Annotated in this window: 13 protein-coding genes; 12 read left to right on the forward strand and 1 reads right to left on the reverse strand. The window is 46.9% G+C overall.

The genetic code is table 11. The annotated features are described in order from the left end of the window. Positions 1-36 precede the first annotated feature (36 nt). The 3 genes from HP398_RS01480 to HP398_RS01490 are packed head-to-tail and all read left to right on the forward strand — an operon-like array spanning position 37 to position 2,902. Complete coding sequence (locus HP398_RS01480) at positions 37-942, forward strand: ComEC/Rec2 family competence protein (RefSeq protein WP_017248150.1); 906 nt, start codon at positions 37-39, stop codon at positions 940-942. Between the two features lie 15 nt (positions 943-957). Further along, the gene (locus tag HP398_RS01485) at positions 958-1,581 is read left to right on the forward strand and encodes a redox-sensing transcriptional repressor Rex (protein ID WP_017248151.1); all 624 of its coding nucleotides are present in this window, start codon (positions 958-960) and stop codon (positions 1,579-1,581) included. A 16-nt stretch (positions 1,582-1,597) separates the two neighbouring features. After that, complete coding sequence (locus tag HP398_RS01490; RefSeq protein WP_173621616.1) at positions 1,598-2,902, forward strand: amidohydrolase; 1,305 nt, start codon at positions 1,598-1,600, stop codon at positions 2,900-2,902. Positions 2,903-2,965: 63 nt separating this feature from the next. Here HP398_RS01490 and HP398_RS01495 read toward each other — a convergent pair whose 3' ends face one another. Then, the gene (locus HP398_RS01495) at positions 2,966-3,145 is read right to left on the reverse strand and encodes a hypothetical protein (protein ID WP_133257456.1); all 180 of its coding nucleotides are present in this window, start codon (positions 3,143-3,145) and stop codon (positions 2,966-2,968) included. Positions 3,146-3,278: 133 nt separating this feature from the next. Between HP398_RS01495 and HP398_RS01500 the strand changes: the two genes are divergently transcribed. The 9 genes from HP398_RS01500 (at position 3,279) to HP398_RS01540 (ending at position 13,763) form a co-directional block, all read left to right on the forward strand. After that, on the forward strand, positions 3,279-3,983 hold the full coding sequence (locus HP398_RS01500) for a hypothetical protein (RefSeq protein WP_017248153.1): 705 nt from the start codon (positions 3,279-3,281) through the stop codon (positions 3,981-3,983). Positions 3,984-4,012: 29 nt separating this feature from the next. Then, complete coding sequence (locus tag HP398_RS01505) at positions 4,013-4,492, forward strand: cell wall elongation regulator TseB-like domain-containing protein (RefSeq protein WP_007723133.1); 480 nt, start codon at positions 4,013-4,015, stop codon at positions 4,490-4,492. A 152-nt stretch (positions 4,493-4,644) separates the two neighbouring features. Next, the gene (locus tag HP398_RS01510) at positions 4,645-5,172 is read left to right on the forward strand and encodes a hypothetical protein (RefSeq protein WP_173621617.1); all 528 of its coding nucleotides are present in this window, start codon (positions 4,645-4,647) and stop codon (positions 5,170-5,172) included. Beyond that, complete coding sequence (locus tag HP398_RS01515; protein ID WP_173621618.1) at positions 5,165-6,676, forward strand: AAA family ATPase; 1,512 nt, start codon at positions 5,165-5,167, stop codon at positions 6,674-6,676. Before HP398_RS01510 ends, HP398_RS01515 begins: the two co-directional genes overlap by 8 nt. Before the next feature lie 178 nt (positions 6,677-6,854). Next, positions 6,855-9,770, forward strand: a complete 2,916-nt coding sequence (locus HP398_RS01520; RefSeq protein ID WP_173621619.1) for a WIAG-tail domain — start codon at positions 6,855-6,857, stop codon at positions 9,768-9,770. Between the two features lie 216 nt (positions 9,771-9,986). After that, the gene (asnS, locus tag HP398_RS01525; RefSeq protein ID WP_007723123.1) at positions 9,987-11,276 is read left to right on the forward strand and encodes an asparagine--tRNA ligase; all 1,290 of its coding nucleotides are present in this window, start codon (positions 9,987-9,989) and stop codon (positions 11,274-11,276) included. Between the two features lie 122 nt (positions 11,277-11,398). Continuing rightward, positions 11,399-12,082 (forward strand): DnaD domain-containing protein, encoded by a 684-nt coding sequence (locus tag HP398_RS01530; protein WP_069845302.1) that lies wholly within the window; start codon positions 11,399-11,401, stop codon positions 12,080-12,082. A gap of 105 nt (positions 12,083-12,187) precedes the next feature. Beyond that, complete coding sequence (locus HP398_RS01535; protein WP_069845301.1) at positions 12,188-12,610, forward strand: hypothetical protein; 423 nt, start codon at positions 12,188-12,190, stop codon at positions 12,608-12,610. Further along, positions 12,591-13,763, forward strand: a complete 1,173-nt coding sequence (locus HP398_RS01540; protein WP_173621620.1) for a glycosyltransferase family 4 protein — start codon at positions 12,591-12,593, stop codon at positions 13,761-13,763. The genes HP398_RS01535 and HP398_RS01540 overlap by 20 nt, the downstream gene beginning before the upstream one ends. Positions 13,764-13,813: the final 50 nt, after the last annotated feature.

The raw sequence follows: 13,813 nt of genomic DNA on the forward strand, positions 1-13,813 counted from the left end.
AGCAATAGTCTCATAGGGATTAAGGTGATAAAATAAATGTTATGGAAAAAAGAGTGGCGTTGGTGGATTGTAGTTCTTAGTGCGATTTTCCTTTGCGCATGCTCGATTGATAGCCATTTGTATTTGCAAGAAGCAGCAGTGAAGATAGATGACCCGTTTGAAACAGAGACAGAGCAGGAATTTTCGGGTCTCATTATCACCTACTTGGCACTTCCGCATGGTGAGAGTACACTTTTGAGAATGCCAGGCGGCAAAACGATGCTGATTGATACGGGTACGGCAGATGATTGGCCCGTTCTCTCGGCACGCTTGGCAGAGCTCAAGATCACACGGCTCGACTATGTCGTGTTGACGAACGACCAGCCTGAGCATATGGGAGGCTACGCTTCATTGAGCCAGCAAGTGCTTGTAGATGCCGTCATTTTGCCCAAACTGATCGCATCATCGCTTCGCCATGTCGCGCTGCTTCGCTCCAACCAAAAACAGATGGAAGCAGAGCAAGGACAAGTACTCACTCTTGACCAAGAAATCTCCATGGAAGTTTTGCTCCCGGATGAACCGTTATTTTTATCGCCTCAGAACAATTCTCTCGTTTTTCGATTGACGCACGGTCAATTGCGATTTTTATTTATGAGCGCCGTGAATGAAAAAGCAGAAGAGCGACTGTTGGAACGGAAAAATGACAGACTGAAGGCGGAAGTGCTAAAGGTAGCAGGTCAGGGGAGCAATCAAGGCTCTTCGCAACCGTTTCTGACGCAAGTCGATCCACAGGTCGCCATTATTCAGACAGGCCGATCACGGGATCAAATGAAAGACGGTCAGACGGAAGTCATGGAGCGCTTGGGTGAGTCATGGGCCGAGACATACGTTACCAGCGACGACGGTTCCATTACCATTTTATCGAATGGAAAAGAATATCGGATTTTGAAGCAAAAGAATTAGGGGGGAAGACCGAACGTGGCAAAACACGAAAAGATTTCAGAAGCGGTCGTCCGTCGTTTGCCGATTTATCTGCGTTACCTCAGTTATTTGCAGCAAGTTGAGGTGACCACCGTTTCCTCCCAACAGATGGGCAAGAATCTTGATGTGAATCCTGCCCAAATCAGAAAGGATCTTGCAGCTTTTGGTGATTTTGGAAAAAAGGGAATCGGCTATGATGTCGATTATCTGGTGGAAAAAATCCGTGAAATTCTGAAGCTAACGGATGAAATCCGTGTCGCTTTGGTCGGAGCTGGGCATTTGGGCCATGCCATTAGTAACTACAACGCTTATTTGAAAGATAACATGCGGATTGCGGCCATCTTTGACAATAATCCAGAGAAGCAGGGCAAAAAAGTCGCAGGTATACCCATTCAGCCTTTATCAGAGCTGGAAGAAACAGTCGTCGACAAGCAAATCAAGCTGGCGATTATTACGGTACCGGCACCTGCAGCGCAATCCGTATGTGATCAGTTGACTCAAGCGGGTATCAGGGGGATCTTGAATTTTGCCCCTACGACGATTCGCGCAGGAAAAGATGTTCGCATTCACTATGCGGATGTGACGTCCAACCTGCAAAGCTTGGCCTACTATTTGACGTAAGAATGGAGTGTATACTATGAAAAAGACGATCCTCATTCACGCAACAGTCATTACCGTTAACGATACGAATGAAGTCATTTACGATGGTGCCGTAGCATTCGAAGGCAACAAGATTACGTATGTGGGCCCAACTCCTGAGGACCTGTCGGAAGCGGGATACGATGAAGTCATCGATCAAAAAGGTGATTACATACTGCCTGGCTTAATCAACACGCATGGACATGCTGGTATGTCCCTCCTACGCGGTTATGCAGATGATTTGCCGCTGCAACAATGGCTTGAAGACAAAATGTGGCCATTGGAGGCGCAATTCACGGGAGACACAGTAAAATGGGGTACCCAGCTGTCGCTTATCGAGATGATTCGTACCGGTACCACTACGTTTGTGGATATGTATGATCATATGGATGTCGTGGCGAAGGAAGTCGATACTGCTGGAATGCGTGCTCGCCTTTGCAGAGGGATGATTGGTCTGTGCTCCGAAGAAGAACGTCAAACAAAGCTGAAAGACGCGACTCTTTTTGCAAAAGAATGGCATAATCAGGCAGACGGGCGTATTACCGTCATGATGGCACCGCATGCGCCGTACACGTGCTCGCCAGAATTTATTACCCAAATTATCGAAAAAGCCGATGAGCTTTCCTTGCCGCTTCATATTCATATGTCTGAAACTGCTTGGGAAGTCGGTCAAAACGAGAAGGACTACGGGCTTCGTCCAGTTGCGCATTTGGAAAAGCTGGGAATGTTCAATCGTCCAACACTCGTCGCGCATGCTGTTCACCTGACGGATGAAGAAATCGACATTTTGGCAAAATACAACGTAAGAGTTTCTCATAACGTAGTGAGCAACCTAAAACTGGCTAGTGGTGTTGCGCCAGTTCCTAAAATGTTGGCAAAAGGTGTAAGCGTGTCCCTGGGTACCGACAGCTCTGCAAGCAACAACAATTTGAATTTGTTTGAGGAATTGAAACTCGCTGCGATCCTACACAAAGGTGTGAACAACGATCCAGTAGCGGTTCCAGCAGAGGAAGCACTTCGCATGGCTACTCGTTATGGTGCAGAAGGGGTATTCCAAGAGGAAACACTCGGAAGCATTGAAGTAGGCAAGCAAGCTGACTTGATCGTGCTGGATAGCCACCAAGCCCATTTCCACCCGGCACACCAACCGGTTTCACACGTGGTGTACGCAGCAAATGGACGCGATGTGAAAGATACGATTGTAGCGGGTAAATTCTTGATGCGTAATCATAAGCTGTTGACCATCGATGAGGAGCGCGCGATTTATGAAGCAAACCGCGTATTCCAAACGTTAAAACGGTAAAAGGCTCCTGTCAGGTGGGGGACAGGAGTAAGGCAGTGTAGGTGTAGGTAGGGGAATTGGATACTACGACGTTCCGTTGTTCATTTTTGCCACAGCTTTTGTCAGGAGATGATGGCGAAAATGAAGAGTGGGTGTGTGCGACCATTGACGCAAGGGAGACGACAATCCTGCCCAGGAGACGCGGTATTCCTGTAACAGAAACCCAAGTATGTCAGGAGATGTGGTTTGTTGCGAAGATGTCACGCGCTCACCTCCTCGGGGTGTATATGTAGTATGACCGCCCGACCCTAAGGTATGATTAGCAACTTTTCCGTGTCGTTCTAAAACCTTCCCGTATAGCATAGGCTAAAGACAAAAATGGGACAGGGGGGACGACATGTACATCCGGCCCAAAATGCTGTGGTGGCTCATTCCTATCCTACTCGGTCTATTTCTCCTTGGGATTGTATTGGGGACAGTAAGTCGATCAGCCAATACAGACAGCACTGATACTGCGGCTGCGGTCAGACAAACAGCAGGAACAGAGCAGACAGCGACGACGGTAGCGGAGCTTTTGGAGCAGATCACGAAGGACGAGGAACGCTCATTTCTGGTATACATGCAGGATCAGACCTTGCATGGGCGATATCAAAATGAGCAATTTCAGCTCACAGGAGAAATCGGTGGCCACCAGCTTGAAATAGCCAGAAAAGATGGGCAACCAGTATCGGTGCGAATTGATGGCCAGATACAGGATCATGCCGCACTGCCGTATGCGATGTTCACCCCGCATGAGCACGCAGTATTGCTCAAGGGAGTTTTGCAATCGGTTAGTCCTGAACGCCTTGAAGATACTGCAGGGCAAGGATGGAGTGGATATCGGATAGCGGTTCCACCAGAGGAAGTCTCTTCGTTATTATCGATGTGGTTAGGTCCATCCTTCCCTATTCAGGATTTGTCTTCGAACGTAACAGAGGGAATGAAAGTCAATTACCAACTATGGTACGAGTCAACTACGGGGCAGCTTCGCCAACTGGAGCTGGATTTGCAAATGCAAACGGCAGTTGGAGTGAAGAGAGACCAGCTTCGATTCCGATTGTAATGTCAGCCACGTAAAGGAGTTACTTTGCTGTGTTAGTACGAATTATCCTATCAATCGTAGCCGTCATTTTACTTACGGGAGCTGGGTTCGCCTATCACCTGACGGCTTCTGTAGCAGGAGAGCGTAATCAATTTGAGGAAACCGTTCGTCAGTGGGTCCAGGATCGCACGACAATCACGGAGATTGAATCCATTGATGAATATCGAGGCAAGGAGAGCTACGCTGTCGTCATTGGGAAAAATAAGGCGGGTACACAGGTTGTAGCATGGATGACCGATCAGAAAGTTAGTTTCGATCGAATGGATCTAGCTGTTCCTAAAAAGAATGTAGAAGAGGCGGTTTACAAGTCATTCCCGCAATCGGAGATCACTCATTTGGTTCCTGGTCTCGAAAACGATAAGAAATTTTGGGAAGTCACTGTCAAAGACAAAGACGGTCGTTTTCACTATATTCACTATGATCTATTCACAGGTGCTTTGTTAACCTCATACGTGCTCGCGCCAACCTAATACGCTTGCTTGACGACAGGCCTTTTCCTTATGGGAGAAGGCCTGTTTGGCATTCCATCCAACATCTGTATAAGAAATTGATATACTCATATGATATACTGGGGACGTTGCAGAGAGAGAAAACGAGAACGATATTTATGGGGGGAGTAGCCGTGCAGTTGAAAAAGAGCGCAATTGGATTATCTTTGGTGGCAACCTTGGCACTCCTGTTCGGAGGATGGTTCTTGTATCAAAAGATGGAGATTGAGGAGCCAATCCGTGCAGAAATTGGACAAATGCAGTCCGCCACATTGGGTAATTTGGAGATCAGCAAAGATAAAATTCAAATAGATGTAACTGTTACAAAGCCTGACACGTTTCCAGCAGAATATCGCAATTTGCTAAAGGAAACACAAAAGATCGCAGGGGAAAAAGAAGTGGTCATTGACATAGACAATCAGTCGACAGCGATGAATGATATATGGCAGAGCGGTCAATTTGTGTTTACAGAAGCAGTGGAACTGCATGAATATAGCCGCATTCCAGCCCTCGTGGAACAATGGAAAAAGGGGAATCAGCTGGACGAAGCATCTGCATTAATGGATGACGAGAACATTTATGTTTACTTGAAAAAAGGAACGGCGGATTTCTACACCATCATCCCCCGTTCCATTGAAAAAGAGGTGACGGCACGTGCGTAAGGAAGTACTGATCGGCGTCGTACCTGCACTGTTTATTTTTCTTGTTTTTCTAGGTGTAAATATTACGCCATTCTTGGTGTTCGGAGCCGTACTGGGGGCGATTTACTTTCTGCTCATCCGTCAGCAAAATGGACAAGGCGGGAATGTCGCCCTCGGTGGGAAAAGAAAAGCAAACAAGCATGAGCTGCCGAAATCGGACGTGCAGTTTGCCGATATTGGTGGACAGGAACGCGCTAAAAAAGAACTGAAGGAATCGCTTGATTTTCTCGTGTATAAAGACAAAATTGAGCAGTACGGGATTCGCCCGATCAAAGGTGTTCTTTTGACAGGTCCTCCTGGTACGGGTAAGACACTGATGGCGAAAGCAGCAGCGAACTATACAAATTCTGCCTTTGTGGCGGCATCAGGTTCGCAGTTTGTAGAGATGTACGTCGGTGTCGGTGCACAACGCGTTCGTGAATTGTTTCAAGAAGCGAAGACATTGGCAGAGAAAAATGGGCAAGACAGCGCGATTATTTTTATCGATGAGATCGATGTCGTCGGTGGAAAAAGGGACGGTCAACAGCAACGTGAATACGATCAGACCTTGAATCAACTGTTGACGGAGATGGATGGTGTAGCTACGACCGACAAGCCGCGGATTTTAGTCATGGCAGCTACGAACCGGAAAGACATGCTCGACGCAGCGTTGTTGCGTCCTGGTCGTTTTGACCGTCATATTAGCGTTGATCTCCCAGACAAGCCAGCACGCGAGCAGATTTTGACCATTCATACGGCGAATAAACCGCTTGGCGAAGACGTCACACTGGAAAAAGTGGCACAAGAGACATTCGGTTTTTCTGGCGCACAGCTGGAAAGTGTAGCCAATGAAGCGGCTATTTACGCCATGCGTGACCGACTGGACAAGATCACTGCGAAGCATTTTGCTTATGCCGTGGATAAGGTCATGCTCGGAGAGAAAGTAGACCGACAAGCATCAGAGGAAGAGAAGAAGCGTGTTGCGCTCCATGAATTGGGGCATGCCATTGTCAGTGAGATGGTGCGACCAGGCTCTGTCTCGCAGGTCACGCTGAGTCCACGTGGCAAAGCACTAGGGTACGTCCGACAAAATCCAATGGAAGACCGCTATTTGTATACCAAGGATGCGATGGAAAAGCAAATCATGGTTAGCCTTGGAGGAGCCGTAGCGGAGGAAATCTACTACGGTGGACGCAGTACTGGATCGAAGAATGACTTCGAGCAAGCGCTGGGAATGGCACAGGAAATTGTACAAAGCGGTATGTCGGATCTGGGGATTGTACATTTGCAATACGTGGAGAAGAGTCGTATTCATGATGAGGTTGAGCGTCTGCTGGATGGGTTGCTCGTAGAAACTCGCAATCTTTTGAGACAATATGACTCCGTATTCCAAACAGGCTTGTACACATTGATGGAAGCGGAAGTTCTGCAAGGCGATGAATTCAGGACGCTTTTGTCACAAACAAAAGAAGAAGTTGCTGTATAAATGAAGATAAAGAACCTGCTAGCCAACGGGAGAGTTGGCCAAGCAGGTTTTTTTGTGTTGGCTGGAAACTTAGGCCAATAAGGATGAAACAATTTTGTAGACACGGTGCCAAATAGGGAAATGGATGAATATCCTACAAGAGTGATACGGGAATGAAATCAGGAGGCAAGGAGACCCTATGGCCAATGTGAACCGGCGAAAAGCAAACAAAAGTCTGAGTAAAACCTTTAGGCAGACCATGCACGAGTTACCGCTCTCATATACATCATCACCCGATCGGGAGTGGATGGAAGACCTCGAATTAAATCTGCTTGAAAGTAATTTGGAGAGCGATCAGAGAATACCTCCCCTCTCTGCTGCCACACCGAAAGAGCAACAACAACCGATTCCCAAAGTACCCAAGCAGGACCTATCCTCCAAACAGGACTCGTTTTCCAGACAGGATTCAACTTCCAGACAGGTATCAAATTCTAGGCAGGATACAACTTCCAGACAGGTATCAAATTCTAGGCAGGATACAACTTCCAGGCAGGATACAACTTCCAAGCAGGATACAACTTCCAGACAAGTTTCAAATTCCAGACAGGTTTCAAATTCCAGACAGGATACAACTTCCAAACAGGATGCATCTTCCAAACAAAGCTCAACTGCCAATCCGAACTTTTATTCGAAGGTCATCAAAGACCGAAATGATGATCGTGTCCAATCATTTGTCTATACAGACGACTTGACAGATCAATCAGTGACCACTGAAAAAATTGCGAACCGTGCCATTGACTCATCCAAGATTAAGCAAGGCGCCGTGGATAATTCGATTTTGAAGGATTATGCCGTGGACAGCAGCAAACTCGCGGACATGAGCGTAACCTCCACCAAAATCGCACCGCATGCGATACTGAGGGATCATCTGGGGCGGGGAATCGTAGACGGTGAGCATTTGCAGGATTATTCGATATCCGCGCAAAAATTGATCAACCATAGCATTACGTCGGAGAAGTTAGCTGATAAAACCATCGACTCCATGAAATTTGCCGACCACTCGATTCAGAGTAAGCATATTCAGGATCAAGCCATTACGAATGACTTGATCCAGGATCAATCGATTACCACGGAAAAAATAAAAATGGGATCCATTCAAACAAGTAACCTAGCCAATTATGTGATCAACACAGTGAAGCTTGAGGATGGAGCAGTCACAGGAGATAAATTACGCGATGGAGCAGTTACTTCGACGAAGATAGACGAGGATGCAATTGAGTCTCAACATATCCGTGAAGGCTCCATTTACCGTCATCACCTCACTGAAGAGCTAATAGCTGGCAGTAATATTAGCGCTGGCAGCATCACGAATCATCACATCGCATTTCAGGCCATTTACAGCCAGCATTTACAGCCAGAAGCGGTGACCAGTGATAAAGTGGGGCCAAATGCGATTTCGACTGAGCATTTGAGCAACAACAGTGTCACGACAGAAAAACTCGCCAAAGAATCAATCGGTAGTACACATTTACAAGCTGGCAGTGTCCTATCGAGCCACTTGCAAGATGGGATGCTGACGTCCAAAAAAATTGGGGATCAGCAGGTTACCACTGGCAAAATAGCCGACAAGGCTGTCACTATCGACAAATTGGCGAACAAGAGTGTAGGAGAGAAACACTTACTCGACGAGAGTGTGAGTTCACGACATCTGATTGACGGGTCCATTCGTTCAGAAAAGTTGGCAAGAAGATCTATAGAAGAACATCATTTGGCTGACAGACTCATTGGGGGCAATCATCTACGCGAATACATCATCCACACGCAACATCTGCATGACCACTTGGTGACCACCTCAAAATTGGCGCCGGAATCTGTTTCCACAGACAAAATTTCAGATCTAAGCATTACGACAAGCAAAATTGGAGATGCCGTCATCACAGCCCCCAAAATAGCCAAAGATGCGATCAAGACACGCCATCTGGGCAGAGCAGCCGTCACAGGGGAAAAGATCGCCGAAAAAGCAATATCGTCTACACATCTCAACAGTCATATCATTCAAAATGAACATCTCCAGGGTAACTCCATTTCCAAGGAAAAATTACAGGAAGGCAGTGTCACCCGAGAGAAAATAGCTGACCAGAGCATTGATGCGAGCAAGCTAGATAGCCATTCGATTCATGGTGCTCATGTCATAAAAGGCAGCTTGGATGGAACTCATATTATGGAGGGGACGCTCAAAGGAAATCATCTTGTCGCCAGAAGCATAACAGAACAGCATCTGCAAAACCGGATCATTACGCAGGAAAAACTGGCAGAGGACTCCGTGACCGGTTCCAAAATTGCGCCCAAAGCTGTCTCTACGCTTCACATTGAGAATGAGTCGATTACGGCTGAGAAGCTGAGCTTTCCGGTCATTGAAACGCATAATCACGTAGGAGTAACCTTTCAACAATACGGTTTCGTCCCATTCAGACTTTCTGCCACGAGCAAGTCCACAGATGTGACCGTTCGTTTGCCACAGCCATATGCGGATACACATTATTGTATGGTGGCGATGACAAATCAACCGGGGATATATACGTCGCTCAAATACACCAAGAGGACTTCAGCGATCATCACCGTGTTTCGCAATCAAGAGGGTCAAGAAGCGACTGGTGTGATTCACTGGATCGCGATTGGAGAAAAAGGAGTAGGTGTCCCACACGAAATATTGGAATGGTCAACGGAGAGGGAGCAACTGGAGACAGAAGAAGTCGACGAAGATCAGATCGAGGAAGATCAAGACATGGATGATGAAGACATGGATGATGAAGATACCGATGATGAAGATACCGATGACGAAGATACCGATGATGAAGATACCGATGATGAAGACACGGATTATGAAGACGCGGATGATGAAGATACGGATTATGAAGATACGGATTATGAAGACGCGGATGATGAAGATACGGATTATGAAGATGCGGACGATGAAGACATGGAAGATGAGGACATGGACGAGGATGACATGGATGAAGATGAAGATGAAGAAGATACGGATGAAAATGATCTCGAGCAAGATTATTATGAAAGTAGTGAAGAATACGATAGCGATATCGAGCATGATAAATAATTCGGTAGGAAACAACAATGGGGCGAGTGGATGATTCAGAAGCGGGGAGGCCGATGTTGAGATCAGGTCTCCCAAATGTACATTAGTTTACATAATAAATTTATGGTTAACATTATACAAGGAGACTTTCATTGAATTTGCAGGCCCCCAATAGTATAATTATCAGGTATACTTAGTCTGTATTTGCGTGGCATGGTAAATGGAGGGAATCATTCAATGTTGACGACGATTGCCCGAATCGGGCAGCATGTTGGACAAGAAGTACGCCTGGGATGCTGGTTATACAACAAACGCAGCAGCGGCAAGATTCAATTTTTGCAGCTCCGCGACGGCTCCGGCTTCATCCAAGGTGTAGTAGTAAAAGCGGAAGTAGCGGAAGAAGTGTGGGAGAATGCATCGCAGCTCACACAAGAAAGCTCACTTTACATAACCGGTGTAGTTCGTGCGGATGACCGCGCACCAAGCGGTTACGAACTGACAGTAACAGGTGTGGAAATTATTCAGATCGCCCAGGAATATCCGATTTCCTTGAAGGAACACGGTGTTGACTTCCTCATGGACCATCGCCACCTGTGGCTGCGTTCTCCACGTCAGCGTGCAGTCATGGCTGTGCGTTCCGAGGTGATTCGCGCCATGTATGAGTTCTTCCACGAGAACGGTTTCGTAAAAGTAGATCCACCGATTTTGACACCGACCTCTGCGGAAGGTACCACCAATCTGTTCCATACCAAATATTTTGAGGAAGATGCGTATCTCTCGCAGTCCGGCCAGCTTTATATGGAAGCAGTTGCTATGGCGTTAGGCCGCGTTTACTCTTTCGGTCCAACTTTCCGTGCCGAGAAATCCAAGACACGTCGTCACTTGATCGAGTTCTGGATGATCGAGCCGGAGATGGCTTTCGTGGATCATGAAGAAAATCTGCGTATTCAGGAAGCGTTTGTTTCTCATGTGGTACAATCCGTATTGAAAAACTGTGAGCGCGAACTGAAAACGTTGGAGCGCGATACCACAAAACTGCAAAATGTAACAGGGTCGTTCCCACGCATCTCTTATGATGATGCGATCAAACTGTTGCAGGAAAAAGGTAGCGAGATCAAATGGGGAGACGACTTTGGGGCACCGGATGAGACGATGATTGCGGACCACTTCGACAAGCCTGTTTTCATCACTCATTATCCTACCGAAATCAAAGCTTTCTACATGAAGCCACACCCTGAACGTCCGGAAGTGGTTCTGTGCGCGGACATGATCGCACCAGAAGGCTACGGCGAAATCATCGGGGGTAGCCAGCGGATTGATGATCCAGAACTCTTGGAGAAACGTTTTGCTGAGCATGAGCTTTCGGAAGAGGCATATCGCTGGTATTTGGATCTGCGCAAATACGGTACAGTTCCTCACTCGGGCTTCGGTTTGGGTCTGGAGCGTACGATTGCATGGATTTGCGGTCTGGATCATGTGCGTGAAACGATCCCATTCCCACGCATGCTGAATCGTCTCTACCCATAGAGAGTTCCTTTATCACTGAATGATCTACACCCTGTTGCGCGAGGGCAGCAGGGTGTTCCTATTGTTTGACAGCGCGTTTTACGCACTCCCTTGTTATTCCAACCCAGAGGTGAATATGCGTTATGGACTCCCATATATTGCAATTGTTGCAAGAAGGAGCAACATCCGTCTCCAACCTTCTTTTGAAAATGTATAAGCGTATGTCATTGACTGATGACGAGATGATGCTACTGATTCATCTGTTATCCTTTCAGCAGGAAGGGAATCGATTCCCGACCTTAACCGAGCTGGAGGAACGCATGTCCATGACGAGCAGGAAATTGATTCAATCTCTACAAAAGCTATTAAAAGAAGATTGGATTACGATAGATGAGTTTATCGATCCTCAGACTGGCATGCGTCATGAGCAATACAATTTGACCCCTTTGTACAAAAAGCTGTACCAGACCTGGCGGGAGCAGCAAGCAGACCCGAGAAGCATGGAGCCCTTTATGGAAGTGGCCGTTTCTCTGGATGCCGAACCTGTTGCCATTTACGCTCGTTTTGAACAGGCATTTGGTCGCCCGTTAGCGCCATTTGAATTGGAGAACATCCACATGTGGACCGAACAGGACGGCTATCAGGAAGAATTGATATTGACCGCTTTGCGTGAGGCTGCAACGGTCGGCAAACTCCACATCCGCTATATTGACAGGATCTTGCTCGAATGGCAAAAGCAGCAGATTACAACCGTAGAACAAGCACGTCTTTACAGCTTGAACTTCCGTAGACAAGCAAATATGAGAGACCACGGGCAACCGCTTTGATTTCATCCAAATCAAGCGGTTTTTTCTATGTCACCGTACACGTACCCATTTTCCTTGTCTGTCATAACATATTACGTAGATGCAAGCTTCAGGAGGCGATGACTTGTGGAAAAACGAAAAAAATGGGATCTGTCTCATTGGGTAACGCCAGGTGTGTTTTCAGGAAGTTATGTCGTAGATGAGGCAGTTCAACGTATTTCAATCGTAAAAGCCAATGAAAAACAGGAAGAGGAAGTAACGGAAAACGTTCAAGAGTTGGTTGTAAAAACAACAGTAGAGCAGCCGAAGGAACTGGTCTTGGAGCCTACCTTCGAAATTATTATGAGAGAGACCGACGAGGTAGTCGTGGAACAGGTTCACAAGCTTGAACAAGAAGTGATGGAGCTGAAAGAGGCACTGGCTTCGTGGGAAGAAAGATGGGAGAAGCTTGAAGGGAACCATACTAAACAATTGCAGTACCTGTATCAAGTAGTTCTTTCACTGAAAAAGGAGTGGGAGATCGAGCGAAATGAACATCGCAATTATTAGTCCGGGTCCCTTTTCTGTACCACCGGTCAAAGGAAGCTCGGTCGAACACGATATTGACGAGGTTACAAAGATGATTGAGCCCATGCATAACGTGAAGATCTACACGCGTCAATGTGCGACCTATCCAACCTCATCGGTGGAAGAAAACCGGCAGTTTATTCGCGTCCCGTATAAAGGGCCAAAGCCTTATTTGCGCAGGATTATTAACCATATCAAAAAAAACAAGCCAGATGTCATCCTCGTGGAAAACAGACCGATCTATGTTCTCACATTAAAACGCCATTTTCCCAAGATCCCGGTCTTTGTGAATATGCACTCTCACGTGTATGGGTCACAGCCGATCATCAGCAAGGAAAATATGCGGCGTGCCGTTCGACTGGCAACAGGTTTTATTACGAACAGTGAATTTTTACGTCAACATTTTATTCGGACTTGCAAGATTCCTGCCAATAAAATTCATGCGGTTCACCTCGGAGTCGATGTCACTCCTTATCAGGTTGCAAAGATAGCGGTCAAAAAAATGCGCCAAGAACTCGGATTGAAGCCAGATGATCGCGTCTTGTTTTATGCCGGCAGACTCATGCGCGGAAAAGGGGTGCATGTGCTGATCAAAGCCTTTCGCCAGGTGAGCAAACAAGACCCGAAAGCCAAACTCGTCATTGTGGGCGGTACGGGATACGGCAGTAATCGCCTGAACCCGTATGTTCGAGAGCTCAAGCGACTTGCGAAGCCTTTGGGTAAAAAGGTACGTTTCGTCAATTTCGTACCATCCGCAAAAATGCCGCTTTACTATCAAATTGGGGATGTCGTGGCGACACCATCCGTTTGGAAAGAAGCGTTTTGCCGTGTCAATTTAGAGGCAATGGCTTCCGGAAAGCCCGTTATTTCCACTCCACGTGGTGGCATTCGTGAAGTCGTTGCCCACGAGAAAAGTGGCTTTATCATTCCGCCAAAAGATTGGGAAAAAGGATTGCCTGCTGTCTGGGAACTGTTGTGGAGTTCACCTGCTGTCCGGAATGAAATGGGCAAACAGGCCCTGCAACGAGCCAAGTTTTTTTCTTGGTACGCGACAGCGCAAGGCTATCTGAACGTGTTTGAAACAGTTGTTCCAACGCGAAGTGAAGAGAAACAACCGCTTTTAAAAACTGGTTAATTCGAACGGAAAGGATGTAGGTGGTTGCCTTTTCTTGCGCCAATGTGGAC

It is taken from the genome of Brevibacillus sp. HB1.4B (assembly GCF_013284285.1).
Taxonomy (GTDB): domain Bacteria; phylum Bacillota; class Bacilli; order Brevibacillales; family Brevibacillaceae; genus Brevibacillus; species Brevibacillus porteri.